Genomic DNA, 18,710 nt, shown 5'->3' with positions numbered 1-18,710 from the left:
TCCTTCCTTTAAATATCAACTGTCTACCAGCTGAGGGCGATTCCGTCCCCCCGAGGGTCGGCTCCGGCATAATAGACGTTTGTCTCCGGATCTATGACGATCCCCTGGGCATGCCCCATTTGCTGGGAATAGTTTTCTGCATATTCAACTTCATGTCCTCTGTCTTTTAATGTCTGAATGATACTGTCTGATATACGAGCTTCAAGTTTTAAAGAGGAGCTGGCTTCCCCCCATGTTCTTCCAAACAGCCACCTTGGCGCTTCAATTGCCTGTTGAATGTTATAGCCAAAATCAACTACTCTCGTAAATAATGCACACTGGGTTTGCGGCTGTCCTTCGCCTCCCATAGATCCAAACAGCATAAACGGTTTCCCGTCTTTTGTTGCCATCGCCGGAATAATCGTATGGAATGTCCTTTTACCCGGTTCAAGAGTATTTGGATGGTCTTTATCAAGGCTGAAAAATGAGCCCCGGTTCTGAAGTAAAAACCCGCAGCCTTCTGGTATAAAACCTGAGCCGAATTCGTGGAAAATACTTTGAATAAGAGAAACAGCATTTCCCTCACCGTCTACTACACTCATAAAAGTTGTGTCTCTGTTCGTTTTCATTTCGGGCAGTTCTTCCAGGTCTTCAACCGGGAATGCTTTATCCATTGTTATTTGCTCATTCATCGTTTGCGTCTGCCGGGCAGATAACATATCTTCCATTGGAACAGATAGAAATTCTGGATCGGTGACCCACTGGTCTCTGTAAGTGAAAGCAATTTTGGCTGCTTCAGCCATCAAGTGATAATACCCAGGAGTCTGGTCACCAATCTTCTGCAGGTCATACTCTTCCAGGATATTCAGCATCATTAACGTGCCAATTCCCTGAGTATTCGGCTTAAGCTGATGAACCGTATAACCTCTGTATTCTGAAGACAAAGGTTTTTCAACCGTAGTCTGATGGGCTTTAAAATCTTCCTCATTAAGAAGGCCGTCATTTTTCCGGAGTGAGTCAATTACTTTCTTTGCGACCTCCCCTTCATAAAAGGCTTCTCGTCCATTCTGCGCAATTTGATTAAAAGCCCAGGCTAAATCAGGCTGCTTTAATATATCTCCTGTTTTTAAAGGGGTGTTGTCCGGGAGGAAAACCTTCGCAGTTTCAGGATATTGTTTAAGTAAATCCTGCTTTTCATGGACAAACCTGCTGAACTTTTCACTGACCGGAAAGCCTTCTTCTGCATACTGAATGGCTTGTTCAAACAGTGTGTCCCAAGATAGTCTCCCGTATTGCTGATGAAGTTCCCACCAGGCGTCTACTGTGCCAGGCACAGTATTAGCAGCGAGCGTCCCGCGGTCGGGAATGCTGTCTAAACCGCGTTCTGCAAAAATATCTCTTGTCACCTCTGAGCCGGATCTTCCGCTTCCGTTAAAAGCCTTAACGCCGTGCCCGCTTTTGTCTGACACAAGAGCAAACAAATCTCCGCCTAACCCCGCCATATGAGGATAAACGACGCATAATACACTGTTAATGGCTATGGCACCTTCTACCGCATGTCCACCCTTCTTCAACACATCTTTACCAGCTTGAGTCGCCAGATAATGAGGAGATGTAACCGCTCCGTTAGTCCCCTGCATGACCGGTCTGCCGGTTTCCAGAAAGTCATAGCAAATACCATTTTGCTCCTTCATTGTTAATACCTCCTTTAAGTAGTAAATGCACCCTTTTATCTACCGTCTTCTCTTCCCTTACAGAAATCGACTAAAACGTACGTTTTTCTCGCTTCTTTTTTCCTATAATTACAGTAATTAACTTATATTTTAAAAAAATCCATGGTTTTTGAATTGCTGTTCCAAGACTGGAGTACGGCATTTTGCGTTAATAAAGGCTCAGTTTTAAAAGTCTAATAGTCGAAAAATTCTTATTATCTTGCAAAAATTGCCGTTCTTTAACATTAATGGATAACTCCTTTTTGAAGCCCCAAGCTGAAAAGGTTTATTCGAGATAGAACAACAAGTGAGCGGATCATTCTTGAATATAAAAAAACACTCAGAGGGCAAACCGCCCCTGAGTGGGTATTAAACAGATGATAAAGCGTGCTTAGTAAGTCATGTGACAACCGGATAGGCTTATATTAAATTTAACCAAAAAAATAATCCCCTCCCAATTTAGAAATATAATCAGGAGGGGCCATACAGTTTCTGCATGCCTCAGTAAGATTTGGATTCTTAAAGGCAAAAAATACACGTTAATTAAGCAGTCTTTTTCAAAATATCGTTAATTTCATTCTTATATAAATCCGATTTTCCGCCGAAAACGGCTTGAATATTTTTATTGTATTTCATTACCCCGGCTGCTCCCAGAGCTTTCAGTTGAACTTCATCTATTTTCCCGGGATCATTCACGGTCACACGGAGTCTTGTGAAACAGGCATCCACATAATCGATGTTCTCTTCACCTCCCAAAGCCTCAAGAATCTCTTTTGCAGTATCGCGATAGGCATCTTTTGACTTCTTTTTTGAATGGGAGGCGACGGCTGTTTTGCTGTCTGCTTCTTCATTTTCTTTTTTAGCATTGTAATCTTTACGTGTGTAAAGTTTTGCTTCCTGTCCGGCTCGGCCAGGAGTAGCCAGATCCCATTTTTTAATAGCAAAGGAGAAGACATAGTAATAGATTATAAAGAATCCTGCACCCATAACGAGATTCATCCACCAGTTATTAGTCCCTGGAAGGGCATTAACGAGCACAAAGTCGATTAATCCTGAGCCCCCGGCCCACCCAAGCTGGACGTTCATCATAAAGGCAAGTGCGAAGCTGATCCCTGCTAAAATGGCGTGTATCACAAACAAAACAGGGGCTACAAATAAGAAAGTAAATTCAATTGGTTCAGTAATACCCGTTAAGAAAGCGGTCCCTGCCGCTGCTACAAGCATCCCTTTAACAACAGGCCTGTTCTTCTTGTCAGCCTGACGGTACATCGCAAGTGCCGCTCCGAGAAGGCCAAACATAATCACAGGGAATTTCCCTGCCATAAATCGTCCTGCAGTCACTTCCACTCCTTCCGCGATTTGGGCAAGGAAAATATACTGGTCACCAGAAACAAGCTGTCCCCCTACTTCTGCTGTTCCGCCCAGGGATGTCCACAGAAATGGCGCATACCAGATATGATGCAGCCCTGTAGGAATAAGAACACGTTCTAAAAATCCATATAAACCAATGTAGGCAGGATTAGTTGCGTCAGAAGCTATGACATTAGCAACAGTGTCAATTCCTGTCTGAATTGGCGGCCAGACAATCATAACTGCAAAAGCAAGAATAATAGATGAAAATACCATCACAATACCGACAGAACGGTCACCTGCAAAAAAACCTAAAACTTCAGGCGGTTGAAATCGTTTAAAGCGGTTGTACACCCAGACAGCCAGAAGGCCGACGACAATCCCGCCCAGAACCCCTGTTTCAAGTGTAGGAATCCCAAGTGCCATACCGTACTCGCCTGCTTCCTGAGCCATTTCCGGCGTAATTCCCATGGCAAGGGAAATCGTGGTGTTCATAATAATATATCCAAGTAAAGCTGCTAACGCTGCAATACCAGACCCACCACTTAAACCGATAGCGACCCCCAAAGCAAAAATAATCGGCAAGTTTTGAAAAATACTAAGACCGATGGTAGTCATACCTGAACTGAACGCTTCCACCGAGTCGTTCTGCAATACGGTGACATAATCTGCAAGAGGTCCGGTTAGTGCTGCGCCAATACCGAGTAAAATACCTGCAGCAGGCAATAAGGCTACCGGGACCATCAGAGATTTCCCAAACTTTTGTAAGCTTGCAAAATTAAACATTCTTCTTTCCTCCTGTTCCATATAGGAAATAAACTAGTTATAAAAGCGTTATCATTTTTATTGGAAAGAAAGGGAGGCGGGAAATATGTTCCTGCGCCCCCTCATTTATTACTTACACTTTCACCGTTTCCAACTGTTTCAGTTCAGGCCAATACTCTTTATTTTCAGCGATAAGATCGTCAAGAATTTTTCTCGCTTTTGGTGCATCTACAACCGTCCTGTTTAATGTTAACGCCTGCAGCAATTTGTTGTAATCTTTTTCATACCAGGCGTCGACCACAAGTTTTTCAAATGCAAGCTGTCCTTCTATTAATCCTTTCTGGAAGGTCGGGATTTCTCCCACTGCGAATGGCTTTGGACCTCTGCTCGTTAGCGCTGCGGGAACTTCGACCATCGCATCTTCCTGTAAGTTGGAAATAATTCCGTTATTCTTAACTATAACAATGAAAGTATCCCCATTATTATAGGCGAGTGATGCCGCGACGCGAATCATATAACAGCCGTGGATATCCACTTCCAGATCAACATTTTCAGTAGACTGGTCTTTTATAATCTGGTCGCTCATCGTATGAACACGTTTTTCCCGTCCATTAATAACCTGGCGTGCACGTGTATTCTCCATATCCTCTTTTTCTACCATGTCTGACGGGTAAAGATAATATTGAAGATACGTATTTGGCAAATAGTCAGGGAAGTCATTCAGCATCGTTTCCACCTGTTTAAAAGTTTTAATCCAGGAAGGATCGTTTACAATCTCTGAATCTTCAGGGATAAAACCGTCCTCAGTGATGGCTCTTTTAATATCATCAGTAAGCTTGTTTCCTTCTTTATCATAAATATTAGTGAACCACCCGAAATGGTTTAAACCGAAGTATTCAGGAACCAGATCCCAAATTTCTTTTCCAAGGATTTTCGCGTAACTGACCATAATCGCCGCAGGCATATCGCAAATGTTCAGTATTTTGTTATCATCCGGGAACTCTCTTCTGAGTGCTTCTGCTACGATTGCTGCCGGATTTGTATAATTTAAAATCCACGCATCCGGTGCGTAGGTGCGGATATCGTTTACAACGTCAATCATTTCTCCAATAGAACGAAGTCCGTAAGCCATTCCTCCCGGTCCGCATGTTTCCTGGCCAACAGCTTCATATTTAAGCGGGATCTGCTCATCTTTTTCGCGCATTTGAAGGCCGCCTGTTCTAATTTGTACAAAAGCAAAATCAGCGTTTGTATAAGCTTCCTCTTTATCTGTTGTGTAGTGGAAAGATTCCAGTTCCGGATACTTCTCCCTTAGAATTACTTCAGTCGCTTTCGCAATTTTCTCCTGCCGCTCGGCATTTGTGTCATAAAAAGTAATGGATTTAAGGGGAAAGTTTTCTTTCTCCTCTATCAAGCTCATAATCATCCCAAGAGTATAAGTGCTTCCTCCACCGACAACTACTAAGTTCTGACGCTTCATTTGTCATTCCTCCATTTATTTGTATTACATTTGTATGTTTAATTTGTTAATACAAATATAATACTTATTTATGAAAGCGTCAACACATTTTTCGTAAAAAAATGATTGATTTTCTCTTGAACATCATGTAAACCGCTATTAACAAGGAGTTACAACTGAATATAACATTTAAAATTAATTGAATTGAATCTGACAAACATCTGCTATATGCTTGAATTAATAATAAACAATACAAATATAGACAGCGGGGTGTTCATAATGAAAAGCGGCTCTCCTTTATATAGACAAATCGCCAATCAAATGAAAGAGGAAATAACAAAAGAAACGTGGTTAAAAGGGGAAGCGATCCCTACGGAAGCTAAACTTTCTAAAACATACGGAGTCAGCCGGGTCACCATTCGCCAGGCTATTAAATTACTTGTACAGGAAGGCTTATTATATAAAATCCAAGGCAGCGGAACGTATGTAAGTGATAATAAATTTGAACATAATATATATTCTCTTAGAGGATTTACTGAAGAAATGCATGCTCTAAACAAGCCGACCAGAAATAAAGTCCTGACATTTTCGTTAACTAAGCCTGATGCGCGTATACAGCAGATCCTCGGACTGGAGGATGGAGAGGAAGTATTTTTTGTCAGGAGGCAGCGGTATGTGGAAGAGACCCCGCTCGTGGTCGAGAATACATATTTGCCTGTGAAGCTGTTCCCCGATTTATCATATGAGTTAATGGAAGGGTCCAAATACGAGTATATTGAGAAAGTAAAACAGATGAAAATAAAGGAAAGCTTTCAAGAAGTACTGCCGCTGATGCCTGACGAGGAAATTAAGAGCCTGCTTCACTTAAAAGAATCGATACCTATTATTAAAGTGCAGCTTTTTTCAACTCTTACGGATGAAACGACCTTCGAATATACAGATATTTATTTTAAAAGTGATGAATATAAATTTACTATTGTGGCAAACAGACAACTATAAACTAAAGAGTAGCCAGGGCAGGAAATCAAAAAAACCTTCTTATAACCGGATAAGAAGGTTTTTGAAAATTTTAATAATATATCTTAAAATTAAAGGCGCTTTACTTAGGAGCCTGTATACCTCAGCCGTTTTTACTTCCCCCAAAAAAATACTGCCGCTTATAAGCTTCTTTTGTTTAAGAAAAATCTTATATCTGCTGGAGTCAGTCCTAATTTGCGTGCAGCTTCAATAAGGGCTACCCATTCTTTATCCATCTTTTCATCTTTTGGCATACTCAGCATAAGGTTGTCCTCCTTATACTGCGTCAATGAGGCGGCTATGCAGTCATAGGAAAACGCCCGCTCCCTTAGACCCACAGCTTTGCGTCCCTACCTTTCAATAGGTTTGCCCTTTCTGAATGAGCAGTTTTAATTTCATCTTACCTACTCCTCAGATCCGTTCAACATAATGAACAAAAAGTTATAATTTAAGAGGATCTCCTGTATAAAAGTCGAAATTTGTAAGTTACTACCTCCTTCCTCTCTCAAAAATGTTCTTTATTAAGAATTATTTAACTAAATATTATGTTTATTTCTAGTATTTGTAAATGAGTATTTAGCCCTAAAAAACTGAATAGAATTAATATTTATATTATTTATTCAATGAATTTTAGGTTTGGGAAAATCTTAGACAATTCAACCGGTGTAAATGGCAGCAATACTATAAACAGATGCGGCCACGCTCTTCGGCAGCCGCATCTGAAATGATTAATTTACCAGGGCATCTTCTTTTTGAAAAAACCACTTAAGTGATCTGTAAACGTCTGATTTCTCGCGAAGGACATAATGGCGGAACCTTGGGTCCTGAATGTTTTTATAGACGCTCATCAGGGTGGACGGACGATTATACTGATTAACTTCTCCATACCCGAAGAGACTGGCCATTTCCATCAATTCGTGAACATATTTCAGGCACCGCTGATTGTCTGAGGTAAGATTGTCACCATCGGAGAAATGGAACGGATAAATATTGTACAGTGAAGGCGGATAATCTTTATCGATAACTTCCAGTGCTTTTCTGTAGGCTGAAGAACAAATGGTGCCTCCGCTTTCCCCTTTCATAAAGAAGTCGTCCTCTGACACTCTCTTAGCCTCAGTGTGATGGGCAATAAATACAATGTCCACTGTTTCATACTTTGTACGTAAAAATCTGGTCATCCAGAAGAAAAAGCTTCTAGCCATATACTTTTCAAAACGTCCCATACTTCCTGAAGTATCCATCATCGCCAATACAACTGCTTTTGACTCTGGCTTTATTTTCTCTTCCCACGTTTTAAAGCGTAAATCGTCATTTAATATTGGGCTCACGTTTGGGATTCCGCTCATCGCATTTCTTTTGAGTGCCTCAAGAATTGTCCTTCTCTTATCCACATTCCCCATTAATCCTTTTTTCCTGATATCATTAAATTCAATTTCTTCTATTACGATGTTGTCTTCTTCTTTCTGTTGCAAATTTGGCAGTTCCAGCTCTTTAAACAGCATTGTTTCCAATTCAGAAATAGACACTTCAGCTTCGTAATAATCTTCGCCTGCCTGATCTCCGGCCCCTTCTCCTTTTCCAGGTGCTTTCTGACCACCCGGCTCCCGGGCCACAACATCACCGACTTTGCTTTTTCCGTTCCCCTGGCCTACATGTTTATTTTTATCATAATTATAGCGAATCTTATATTCATCTAAGGAACGGATGGGAACTTTAATCACATCACGACCGTTTGACATAACAATGCTTTCCTCACTGACCAAGTCAGGCAGATTCTTCTGAATCGCATCCTGGACTTTCTCCTGATGGCGCTGCTGATCCTGGTAGCCTTTCCGATGGAGGGACCAATTTTCCTGAGAGACAACGAAATTTTTCCCTGAATAGTTTGTCATCCGCATTCCCTCCTTCTTTTTTGTTACTCTAAGCCTTTTCCAACATTTAAAGCTTACTTTATACTATGCAGGATGGACAGCGAGTTGACTAAAATTCTGAAAATTGGACAGGCAATTTGGCAGGATGAAGAAAAAGCCTCAGCGCTTTTTAGGCGCTGAGGCTTTTCAACTAGGAAAGGAAGCGGATATTTTTAGGCGGCCAGAAAGCAGCGTTTGCCTTTCCTACGATTTTCTCTGCTTCCACAAAACCTATGTGGCGGCTGTCAATACTGTTTTGCCGGTTATCTCCAAGTACAAACACGTGGCCTTCAGGTACTTCTGTTTTTCCTGTCATCTCTTCCAAAGTGAAATCTTCGGTAAATAAACCGTTATCGTGATCTTCTTTATAAGAGTCCAGGAAATCTTCTTCCTGTGCCTCCCCGTTAATGTAGAGGATATCATCCTCATAATAAAGTTCATCTCCAGGTAAACCAATAACACGTTTAATATAATCTGAGTCTTCAGTCGCATGAAAAATTATAAGGTCAAACCGTCCGGGCTGGTCCATCTCATAGCCAATCTTGTTCACTATAATCCTCTCACCGTCATTAATAGTAGGCATCATCGATTGACCATAGACAACATAGTTTGTAAAGAGAAAGCCTCGGATAGCAAATGAAAAAATCAGTACTACCGTTATGAGCTTTGTAAGGGCCCACACATGCTTTTTCCATTGGGACTTTTTCTTTTCCGGCATATCTGCTGCAGACCTTTCTTCCATATTCATTTTTCATCCTCCAGTTACTTTATTCAATAATAAATCTCTATTCCTTTTAAAATATAACCAGAAGTCTCTTATTTTAAACAATTATAAAGAAAGAATTAAATTTGTTAAGGAACTGTAATAAACGTGGCAAGAGCTGGAGGTGTATATGTAAAAAGCTGGGGGGTCAGACCCCCCAGCTTTTACCATTACCTGTTCAGCAGGCTGCCGACATACTTGATAAGGTCGTTTGCCGACGTACTGTTATAGCCGTACTCATCTATTAATCTGGCTATGACTTCATTTACTTTCTTCAATTGGTTCTCATCAGGAGTTTTTGTTGAGGTCGTAATTTTAACAACATCTTTAAGGTCAGCAAACAGTTTTTTCTGAATGGCTTCCCGCAGACGGTCATGTGAATGATAGTCAAATTTCTTTCCTTTGCGCGCGTAGGCAGAAATCCTGATTAAAATCTCTTCCCGGAAAGCTTTCTTAGCATTTTCAGATATTCCTATTTGTTCTTCAATTGAACGCATCAGTTTTTCATCCGGGTTCATTTCTTCCCCTGTCAGTGGATCCCGAAGTTTGTTTTTATTGCAGTAAGCTTCAACATTATCAAGATAGTTATCCATCAATGTTTTTGCCGATTCTTCATATGAATAGACAAATGCTTTCTGGACTTCTTTCTTAGCCATCTCATCGTATTCCTTGCGGGCAATGGAAATATAGTTCAAGTAGCGTTCCCGATCCTCTTTTGATATGGAAGCATGCTGATCCAGGCCGTCTTTAATAGATCTCAGAACATCCAGCGCGTTAATCGATGTCATTTCTTTACGTATAATAGCTGAAGAAATCCGGTTTATAACATATCTCGGATCAATCCCGTTCATACCCTCATCGGAAAACTCTTTTTTCAGCTCTATGACATCCTGGGAGTTAAAGCCTTCGACATTCTGTCCATCATACAGCTTCAACTTTTTCAGCACATCCACATCGCTTTTCTGGGATTCTTTTAAACGTGTCAAAATGGTAAAGGTCGCTGCTATTTTAAGGGCGTGAGGAGCAATATGAACATGGGAAATATCAGACTCCTCAATCATTTTTTTATAAATCCGTTCTTCTTCACTTACTTTAAGATTATAAGGAATCGGCATAACGATGATACGTGAGTGAAGGGCTTCATTTTTCTTATTGGATATAAATGATTTGTACTCCGCTTCGTTCGTGTGAGCTACAATCATTTCATCAGCAGAAATAAGCGCAAAACGGCCGGCCTTAAAATTTCCTTCCTGAGTTAAAGATAAGAGGTGCCATAAGAATTTCTCATCACACTTTAACATCTCCTGAAACTCCATTAATCCCCGGTTCGCTTTGTTCAATTCACCATCGAACCGGTAGGCGCGCGGATCCGATTCCGATCCGAATTCCGCTATGGTTGAAAAATCTATGCTTCCTGTTAAATCAGCAATATCCTGAGATTTAGGGTCTGAAGGACTGAAAGTACCGACACCCACCCGGCGGTCTTCTGATAAGAAAATCCTTTCTACCATTACATCTTCAATTCTTCCATCATAATCCTGTTCCAGACGCATCATATTAAGTGGTGAAAGGTTGCCCTCAACTCTGATCCCATACTCCTTATGAAAGTCTTTTCTCATATGGTGGGGAACAAGGTGTAATGGATCTTCGTGCATCGGACAGCCTTTAATTGCATAAACAGCTCCACGATCCGTCCTGGTGTATTTCTCAAGTCCTCTTTTCAGCATAGTTACAATAGTCGATTTACCACCACTGACCGGCCCCATTAAAAGCAAAATACGCTTCTTAACATCAAGACGTTTAGCAGCTGAATGAAAATACTCCTCCACCAGTCTCTCAACCGCTTCTTCCAAACCAAAAATCTGGTCTTCAAAAAACAGATACCGTTTCTTTCCGTCTTCTTCAACGACTCCCGCATCTTTAATCATGTTATAAATACGGGAGTGGGCTGTCTGAGCCACTTCCGGTCTGTCACGCAAAATTTCCAGGTAATCAGCGAACGTCCCTTCCCATTTGAGACGCTCTTCTTCTTCCCGGTGCATCTGTATTCTGTCTATAATATTCATAATCTCCTCCTCTTAACATCAAGGATCATTTTCCAATGGGCCATAGTTCATCTTATGCGTCCAACCCGAATTCCATGTTCAAAAGTACAAGAAAATATTTACTCCGGCTTTTTCCAAGTCCCTGTAGAGAGCTTTAAAAGACTCTCATATCCATTACAGTAAATAATCTGCCCTGTTCTCTTCCACGTCTATCCAATTCAGAGTAAAATAGAATGTATTAAGCTTATTAGAGAGTGTTGTGACCATTATGCGTATCTTTATCGGAAACCTGTTTATTTTAATTTTTATCAGTGTCTTCTCCTTACTGTTTATGGAGATGGCCAAAGAATTATCTTCCACCCAGTCCGTTCACCGCGTCCTTGAAGAGTCAGTAGAACTTGAAGATGTCCGCCTCTCCAGTAACAGTCTGATTCTTGACAGACATGGCAATGTCATCTCTGATGTTTTTACAAGCGAGAACAGAATTTCCCTTCCTTTTAAAGAAATCCCCACTCCAGTGGTAAATGCTTTTGTTGCTGCTGAAGACCAGTCTTTCTATGACCATCCAGGGTTTGATTTGTCAGGGATTGCCAGAGCTTTCATGGTTAATGTACAAAGCGGGTCTATTGAACAAGGAGGAAGCACAATTACTCAGCAGTTAGCAAGAAACCTCTATTTATCCCATTCTCAAAATTATGAACGCAAGCTGTCAGAATTGCTATATTCTTATCAGATCGAACGTGAGTTTTCCAAGGAAGAAATTATGGAGCTATACATAAACTCTGTCTATTTCTCAAATGGAGTATACGGCATAGAAGCCGCAGCTGACTATTACTTCGGCCTCTCTGCACAGGACCTTTCGTTAGCTCAAACCGCCTTTTTATGCGCGGTGCCAAACAACCCTTCTCATTACAATCCTTTAACAGGCAAAGAGGCTGTTCACGAGCGGAAAGCGTGGATCCTTCAAAAAATGTACGAACAGGGCTTTCTCGAAAATGAAGAATTAGAGACGGCTTTAGAGGAAGAAATTGTGCTCCATCCTTTTGAAAAGAAAGATCAGTATCCTGATTATGTGACCTATGTTTTATATGAACTTGAACAGCTCATTTCAAACGAGGAAGGGTACGCTCAGCGTCTGCGGACGTCAAGCAATAACGAGGAACGTGCAGACATAACTGCCTCATTAAAAGCACGCGTTCAGGAAGTGCTGGCGAGTGGCATTACTATTGAAACAGCTCTCGCTCCCGACATACAGGCTCATACAGTCTCAACAGTCAACGATCATTTGTCTCAAACGGATATTCAAGGGGCAGTATCAGTTATAGACCATCACTCTTCTGAGATTGTCGCGCTCACAGGTGGTACCTCCTACAATAAATTTGATTTTCACAGGGGGTTTCAGGCCTTTCGCCAGCCGGGATCAGCTATTAAACCTCTTCTCGTATTTGCCCCGTTTCTGGAAGAAACTAATGCGGGGATCAACTCAATTATTGACGCCAGCCCCATCAAAAGAGGGGCTTACGAACCGCAAAACTTCGGAGGCGCTGTCTACGGAAAAGTCCCTCTTGAAACGGCTTTTAAGCATTCATATAACACAGCGGCTGTAAGGATCTTAGATATGGTTGGTGTTGAGGAGAGCTTTTCATATTTAAATAAATTTGATTTCAGCAGAGTCACGTCAGATGATCAGCGGCTGCCTGCAGCTTTAGGCGGGTTTTCAACGGGCATGTCAGTAAATGAATTGACACAGGCCTATACTGTTTTTGCAGCAAAGGGTATATACACTTCTCCTAAAGCGATTCAAACAGTAAAAAATGCCGAGGGCGATATACTATTTGAATGGGCTGAAACGGGTAAAGAAGTATGGAATGAAGAGACGATAAACAAAATGAAGAAAATGATGGAAAAGGTTACGTCTGAGGGGACCGGAAGAACTGCCCGTTTTAACACTCAAGGTTATATTGGAGGAAAAACAGGGACAACCAACGATTTTCAGGATTTATGGTTTATCGGTTCTTCCAGCCAATATACAGCTGGGGTTTGGATAGGAAAAGATGAGCCCGCCTCCCTTTACAGGGAAAGCCAGAACAACTTGCACACAAGCTTATGGCGGGAAATAATGAAGGGGTTTCATTAAGAATGGTCTCAAGAACTGCGGAGAAGTGTTAAGGGCAGGACGCAGGAGCCTCTATCAGAATGGAGCCGGTACACACGGCGAAGAGGCTTAAACTGGAAGGCTTGCAATTAAACTATTGTAAAGTTTCACAACAGCGTAAATGACTGCAATACCGAATGCGAACCAGAAAAACAAATGGAAAAATACGAGACTTATTATAGCGGAAGAAGATATTGAGGCGCTAACTTTATAAATAAAATAAATGAAGTAAATAAAACTTGAGAGAGAGAATACACCAAGCAGAGCAAGAATGTTCAGTGAAGCGGCTAAGGAAATAACTCCTCCGGCTAAATAGATCCACGTCCCTGCACGGACTTTTTTCAAATCAGCTCCCTCTTCATCTTTCGAAAAAAACAAAAGAGAGAGTTCATTAACAGTATTAGCAATAAGTTTGAGGGCTGAAAAAAGCATAAAGAAAAACAGCCATAAAACAAATAACAAGGTTAAATGAATCCCTCTTTCAGAAAAAAATTCAATCATCCCGCTGTACAATCCTATGTTCTCTAAATAAGAAACAATAAGCCTCTCACTATAAACAGAAAAAGAAAGACTGAATAAAATAATAGAAAATAACGGAAAATGGCTCGTTAAATACGCATTTCTCATGTCATATACTCCTGCTCATCATAGTCTTACAGAATAGTGAAATAATAAAACCGAGTGCGCGCACTCGGTTTTTCATTTACGGTACAGGCTCTTATAAATGGTGAACGGCTTCATAAGCATAAATCTTATTTCCGGAGGTCGGACTCTTATCAAGATTTTCTCTTCTTTTCTTATGTGCTTGTTTAAAAGCGTCACTATTAACCCAATTTTCATAGTCTGTTTTTGATGCCCACTTTGTCATGACGATCTGGAAGTTCTCATCTTCTTCCGGGTTAAGAAACATAAAGTCAAGACAACCTGGTACTTGCTTCATTTTTTCAGCGCTTTCAGCAAAACGGGCCGCAACATTCCCGCGCCCTTCTGCAGGCACATGCAGTTCATTCATAACAACGTACATAGTATCGAATCCTCCTTTAACTATCTCATATTATACGACATAAGAGAGGGTTTTCAAAGATTTTCCTTAACCCGGCGAATTTTGCATTGTTCCTTTCATTCTTGCGAAAAAAATGGTATATTGAAAAACAGATACTGTAAAAGGGGGCTTATTAATATGGGACTTATCCTGATTTTAGGCGTGTGCCTGGCATTCCTTGTCGCCATATTTACCGCTGGCTATAATTCTAATCCTCATAAAAACTAATCAAGTACTTAAAACGGCAAAAAACCTGTTGTGAAACCACAACAGGTTTTTAGTTTAATCTTGTGTATCTTGTGTCTTTGAGGCTTGCGTACTAATCCAGAAACGGAAATGCCTGCTGCCTTAATGCTTCATAAACGACAATAGCTGCCGTATTAGATAAGTTCAGTGATCTGATTTTATCTGTTTGAGGAAGACGGAAACAGCGCTCTTCATTTGATTCTGTCAACTCTCCTGGGAGCCCCTTTGTTTCTTTTCCAAACACAAAAAAATAGTCTTTTCCGGTGTCACTGTAATCAAATTCGTAATAATTTTTTTTACCGATAGTTTCGATATAAAAAAATTCACCTTCGCTGTACTTTTCAATTAATTCTTCCATAGAGTCATAGTGGTGAACTTCCACATTGGGCCAGTAGTCGCACCCGGCTCTTTTCAGCATCCGGTCATCCGTGGAAAACCCTAGCGGGTGAATTAAATGTAAAGCTGTATTTGTGCCGGCACACGTCCGGGCAATATTCCCTGTATTTGCCGGTATTTCCGGCTCATGTAAAACAACGTGCAGTCCCACCTGTATTCACCTCTGTCTTTTCTTCAAACTTCCAAAAGCTATCTTACCATGTCCTTAAACGAAAAGAAAGAAGCTTCATGTTAAGTTGAAGCTTCCAGCGTACTGATGAACCGCTTTAATTCTTCTTGTGAGATATCTGTTCCGATCACTTGATAATAAGGGACACTCCCATTTACTTCACTGAACAGATCTTTTTTTTGAACAAAGGTATATTGGACCGTTGGAGTCGGTTCCATGAAAAAAGCCATCTCTCCAACAAAGTCTTCTACTTCAATTACTTTATTACTCTCAAGAACCTGATCTGTGAAAGACCTGTTTGACAGGACATAGTTTCTGAGTTCTTCTAAATCAAGGCCTTGTATGTTCTGGTCCTGGATCAGTTCGACACGTCCTTCTTCATTATTATGAAAGGTAGTTACAAGAAGGCGGTCCTCATAAACCGTTTCTTCTATGTCCCAGTCTTCAAGCATCTCTTCAGGAAATAAAACGGGAAAAGGGAGATCCCGCTTCGCCTGGGAAAGTGTGTTTTCTGCCTGTGTACAAGCAGCCATAATAAACAATAGGACAGCTATCAGACTTGTTTTTACTAAGTTTATTTTTATCATAAATTTCACACCGCAGCTTTTTAGAGTTCTATTATTCTTACAAAATTAATTTAAATGAACTTTTACCTGGGATTAATAGCCATAATAAGATGCCAATATCCATTATTACTATACCATACTGGCGTCGCTGAATGTGAGTGTCTAAAGAATGAGCTCTCATTCACAGCCAGTAAATTAACCCGTAATATGAAAAAACTTGTATTTGATTTCAGGGGTCCAGGCAGTAGAGTCTTCGTAAGCCCAATACCTCATTCTGCTGTTCGTCGTATGGGCATTGACGAGCGGCATATAGTCCGCATCTTTATCAACGACAATTGTCGTGTGCTGCCACCTGTCATCACCGGTAAAATCATAACAGATGACATCTCCCTTCATCAGTTCTTCCGGGGAGTTGACTTCCACTGCTCTTAATCCTTTATTTGAACCGCTTAAATACCAGCGTAAAGAATGGGCAACTGACCAGCTGAAGCTCCACTGGGGCTCCTGATACCACCAGCCCTGGTTCCTTACAGGCACGCCCCGCATAGGAGCTCCTCCCGCCTTTAAACATTGGGAAATATAATTGGTACAGTCATTTTCAAATTGCCTGTAGGCAGGGTTATAGTCATTCCACCATCTTTCTGCGTATCTTACGGCTGCCAGCCGGTCATAACTGAACCTGATTTCCGTATCAGAGTTATCTCTGGACTGGGTCTGATTAAGTGCTTCATTTTCAAAATACTCTTTTTCACACGTGCCAAAAAAGCCGTCCGGCTCCAGAACATAATCATCTATTAATTCTCCGTTGTCAATGACAGCTCTTCTCGTCTGTATTTGAGTTTCAAGATAAGGCTTATTTTTTTGGTAAATAAAATGTTCGAGCGTCACAAGGTAATCAAGTAATGTTCTGTAAGAGGACTGCTGGTGGTTAATAATATATCCGTCAACCATATTTTTTACAATTTTTGCTTCGCGCCGTTTTAAATTAGCCAGTTTTCTCTCAGCTGCCTCAGCCTCATCTTCCCTTACAAAAGGTAATGTTATCTCCGCTTTTTCTCCGCCGGATATATAAGGATAGCAGCTGTTTTCCCAATATTTTTTCATAACATCCATAATATCTTTCATTGCACAATCCCTCCCCGTAGCCATTCATACTATACTTATTCGGCTGAGGGGGAGGTTCATTCATATAAACGGCAAAAACCCCTCACTGCCTTGCAGCAATGAGGGATTAAGAGAAGTTTATCAAGAAGTCAGTTTTTCAAATGCTCCTTCAAGTCTCAATAATATTTCCTTTTTATCCAAACCGCCTCCATATCCAACCATTGCCCCGTTAGAACCAATAACACGGTGACATGGAATAATGATTGGCACTGGGTTTTTGTTATTTGCTCCGCCAATCGCTCTTACAGCTTTTGGAGCTCCTATTTCACTCGCAATTTGCTTGTATGATTTAGTGGTCCCGTAAGGAATGTCTTTTACTTTTTCCCAAACAAGTTTCTGGAACGTCGAGCCGATCAAATCGAGCGGTAAATCAAAGGTCTTTCTCTCTCCTGAAAAGTATTCGGCAAGCTGGTGTGTCTCTTCATCCAGGGCAGCCGGGTCTTCAGCCAATTCCCCATTTATATGCATCTTTCTCAATTTTGCTTTTATGGACGCATATGCGCTGCTAACTGAACCGAATTCAATAAAACATATACCTTTTTCAGACTTTGCCAAAGTAAGCGTACCAATCGGACTATCCATTTCACTGTAATAAATAAGTGGCCGAAGTGTCATTAAAGCCCCTCCTTCAGTTCAGCTGAAAATATCATACTGAACTTTTCTCATGCTTTCCAAGTCGATTTGAATTCATTTTAAGCTTTTTTAGCGCGTTATCTATCTCAAACTCAGCCTCAGAGTCGTTTTCTCTTTCTTTCGCTCTTTTAAGCTCGCTGAGTGTCTCATTATCCTGAGATATTTCAGCTGCTGCCCAGGCCGCCGTTCCCCGTATGACCGGACGCGGATCCTCCCTTATCAATTTATACAAAAGGGGCAGAGCTGAGTGTTCTCTATAGTGGGCGAGGGCTATAATGGCATTTCTCTGAATAGGTTTTTTTCCCCTCCAGGCTCCTGATATATTGCCAAATGTTTTTTTGAATTCCCTGTTACTCATAGTCAGTAAAGGTTCAAGTTTCGGTTTAACTACTTCAGGATCAGGCTCCATTTCCGGATGGTTGTGAGTATCTTTGCCTTTATTCTCCGGGCAGACAACCTGGCAAGTATCGCATCCGTACAATCTGTTTCCGATTTTTTTCCGGTACTGTTCCGGCAGAAAATCTTTCGTCTGAGTTAAAAAGGCAATGCATTTATTAGAATCCAGCTGCCCCCCCTGAACTAAGGCCCCTGTCGGGCAGGCGTCTACACACTTATTGCATGTGCCACACTGATCCGTTAAAGGCTGGTCGTCCGGAATGTCAACTGTTGTAATTAATTCTCCTAAATAAACGTAAGAACCAAATTCAGGGGTGATGATCGCGCAATTTTTGCCGCTCCATCCGATTCCCGCTCTTTCAGCAACTGCCCGGTCTGAAAGTTCTCCTGTATCCACCATAGACACATTCTTCGAAGAAGGTACTCGTTTTTGAATGAACTCTTCCACGAGTTTAAGCTTGCGTCGCAAAATATGGTGGTAATCTTCCCCCCAGGAAGCCCGGCAAAAAATCCCCCGGCGCTCCCCTTTTTTGGATTTCGGAGCCTCCTTCATTTTAGACGGATAAGCAAGTGCTATAGCAATAATTGTTTTTGCTTCCGGAAGCAGCTGCTCCGGTTCAGTCCGTTCTTTAATAGTCCCTTTTTCAAACCCTGACTCAAACCCTGACTTTTGCTGAGCTTCCAGCCTTGATTTTAAAGTAACAAAAGGATCAGCCGAAGCAAAGCCAATTTTATCAATACCTATAAGCTTACTGTATGCAATTAACTCTTCTTTTAATTGGGTATTTGCCACGGCTTTCCCTTCTTTCTGTTAAAAATAAAAGGTTCTCTGTCAATTGTTGTGGTGTAGAATTTTCCAATTCTACTCTCTTTAGAACCCATGCGGGTTAACCCGCATGGGTTCTAACCACTTGCCTCCACAGTATTTTCTTACGTAGTCTCG

At 41.2% G+C, this 18,710-nt stretch carries 15 protein-coding genes, 1 pseudogene and 1 riboswitch; of the genes and pseudogenes, 2 read left to right on the top strand and 14 right to left on the bottom strand.

Annotated features, from left to right (window positions below; all coding sequences use genetic code 11):
* Positions 1-23: 23 nt before the first annotated feature.
* From ggt to K8O68_RS14325, 3 genes are all read right to left on the bottom strand, one after another.
* Positions 24-1,673, bottom strand: a complete 1,650-nt coding sequence (gene ggt / locus K8O68_RS14335) for a gamma-glutamyltransferase (protein ID WP_230897542.1) — start codon at positions 1,671-1,673, stop codon at positions 24-26.
* A 561-nt stretch (positions 1,674-2,234) separates the two neighbouring features.
* Positions 2,235-3,827, bottom strand: coding sequence for a PTS transporter subunit EIIC (locus K8O68_RS14330; protein WP_230897541.1), 1,593 nt, complete (start codon positions 3,825-3,827; stop codon positions 2,235-2,237).
* 112 nt (positions 3,828-3,939) lie between these two features.
* Complete coding sequence (locus tag K8O68_RS14325) at positions 3,940-5,286, bottom strand: 6-phospho-alpha-glucosidase (RefSeq protein ID WP_230897540.1); 1,347 nt, start codon at positions 5,284-5,286, stop codon at positions 3,940-3,942.
* A 258-nt stretch (positions 5,287-5,544) separates the two neighbouring features.
* On the opposite strand from K8O68_RS14325, the gene K8O68_RS14320 reads away from it, so the two are divergent.
* Positions 5,545-6,264: a GntR family transcriptional regulator gene (locus K8O68_RS14320; RefSeq protein ID WP_230897539.1), complete on the top strand. Its 720-nt coding sequence runs from the start codon at positions 5,545-5,547 to the stop codon at positions 6,262-6,264.
* A gap of 158 nt (positions 6,265-6,422) precedes the next feature.
* Here the strand turns inward: K8O68_RS14320 and sinI are convergent, their stop codons facing one another.
* The 4 genes from sinI to K8O68_RS14300 form a co-directional block, all read right to left on the bottom strand.
* A complete protein-coding gene (gene sinI / locus K8O68_RS14315) occupies positions 6,423-6,545 on the bottom strand; it encodes a DNA-binding anti-repressor SinI (RefSeq protein ID WP_230897538.1) in 123 nt (40 codons plus the stop codon).
* A gap of 27 nt (positions 6,546-6,572) precedes the next feature.
* A riboswitch (cyclic di-GMP riboswitch) is annotated at positions 6,573-6,663 on the bottom strand.
* A gap of 347 nt (positions 6,664-7,010) precedes the next feature.
* Positions 7,011-8,174 carry a sporulation protein YhbH gene (gene yhbH / locus K8O68_RS14310; protein WP_093056171.1) on the bottom strand — a complete coding sequence of 388 codons (1,164 nt, stop codon included), beginning with the start codon at positions 8,172-8,174 and terminating at the stop codon, positions 7,011-7,013.
* 169 nt (positions 8,175-8,343) lie between these two features.
* Entirely contained in the window at positions 8,344-8,940 is a 597-nt protein-coding gene (gene lepB, locus K8O68_RS14305; protein ID WP_304619530.1) for a signal peptidase I, read from the bottom strand.
* A 185-nt stretch (positions 8,941-9,125) separates the two neighbouring features.
* A complete protein-coding gene (locus K8O68_RS14300) occupies positions 9,126-11,021 on the bottom strand; it encodes a PrkA family serine protein kinase (RefSeq protein ID WP_230897537.1) in 1,896 nt (631 codons plus the stop codon).
* A 247-nt stretch (positions 11,022-11,268) separates the two neighbouring features.
* On the opposite strand from K8O68_RS14300, the gene K8O68_RS14295 reads away from it, so the two are divergent.
* Complete coding sequence (locus K8O68_RS14295; RefSeq protein ID WP_230897703.1) at positions 11,269-13,137, top strand: transglycosylase domain-containing protein; 1,869 nt, start codon at positions 11,269-11,271, stop codon at positions 13,135-13,137.
* A gap of 87 nt (positions 13,138-13,224) precedes the next feature.
* On the opposite strand, the gene K8O68_RS14290 is transcribed toward K8O68_RS14295, so the two are convergent.
* The 7 genes and pseudogenes from K8O68_RS14290 to queG all read right to left on the bottom strand — a co-directional run bounded on the left by K8O68_RS14290 (position 13,225) and on the right by queG (position 18,560).
* Positions 13,225-13,782 (bottom strand): DUF5366 family protein, encoded by a 558-nt coding sequence (locus K8O68_RS14290; protein ID WP_230897536.1) that lies wholly within the window; start codon positions 13,780-13,782, stop codon positions 13,225-13,227.
* 91 nt (positions 13,783-13,873) lie between these two features.
* Positions 13,874-14,179: an antibiotic biosynthesis monooxygenase family protein gene (locus tag K8O68_RS14285; RefSeq protein WP_230897535.1), complete on the bottom strand. Its 306-nt coding sequence runs from the start codon at positions 14,177-14,179 to the stop codon at positions 13,874-13,876.
* Between the two features lie 337 nt (positions 14,180-14,516).
* On the bottom strand, positions 14,517-14,990 hold the full coding sequence (gene trmL / locus K8O68_RS14280; RefSeq protein ID WP_230897534.1) for a tRNA (uridine(34)/cytosine(34)/5-carboxymethylaminomethyluridine(34)-2'-O)-methyltransferase TrmL: 474 nt from the start codon (positions 14,988-14,990) through the stop codon (positions 14,517-14,519).
* An 80-nt stretch (positions 14,991-15,070) separates the two neighbouring features.
* The gene (locus K8O68_RS14275; RefSeq protein ID WP_230897533.1) at positions 15,071-15,595 is read right to left on the bottom strand and encodes a hypothetical protein; all 525 of its coding nucleotides are present in this window, start codon (positions 15,593-15,595) and stop codon (positions 15,071-15,073) included.
* 174 nt (positions 15,596-15,769) lie between these two features.
* A pseudogene (locus tag K8O68_RS21640) lies at positions 15,770-16,246 on the bottom strand (amidase domain-containing protein); the annotation flags it as partial.
* A 573-nt stretch (positions 16,247-16,819) separates the two neighbouring features.
* Complete coding sequence (locus K8O68_RS14265) at positions 16,820-17,353, bottom strand: methylated-DNA--[protein]-cysteine S-methyltransferase (protein ID WP_230897531.1); 534 nt, start codon at positions 17,351-17,353, stop codon at positions 16,820-16,822.
* A gap of 31 nt (positions 17,354-17,384) precedes the next feature.
* Positions 17,385-18,560, bottom strand: coding sequence for a tRNA epoxyqueuosine(34) reductase QueG (gene queG / locus K8O68_RS14260; RefSeq protein ID WP_230897530.1), 1,176 nt, complete (start codon positions 18,558-18,560; stop codon positions 17,385-17,387).
* Positions 18,561-18,710 lie beyond the last annotated feature (150 nt).

Source organism: Salipaludibacillus sp. CUR1, from assembly GCF_021028955.1.
GTDB lineage: Bacteria > Bacillota > Bacilli > Bacillales > Salisediminibacteriaceae > Salipaludibacillus.
Note: the sequence above shows the minus strand (reverse complement) of the source record. Positions and strands in the feature narration are given on the sequence as shown.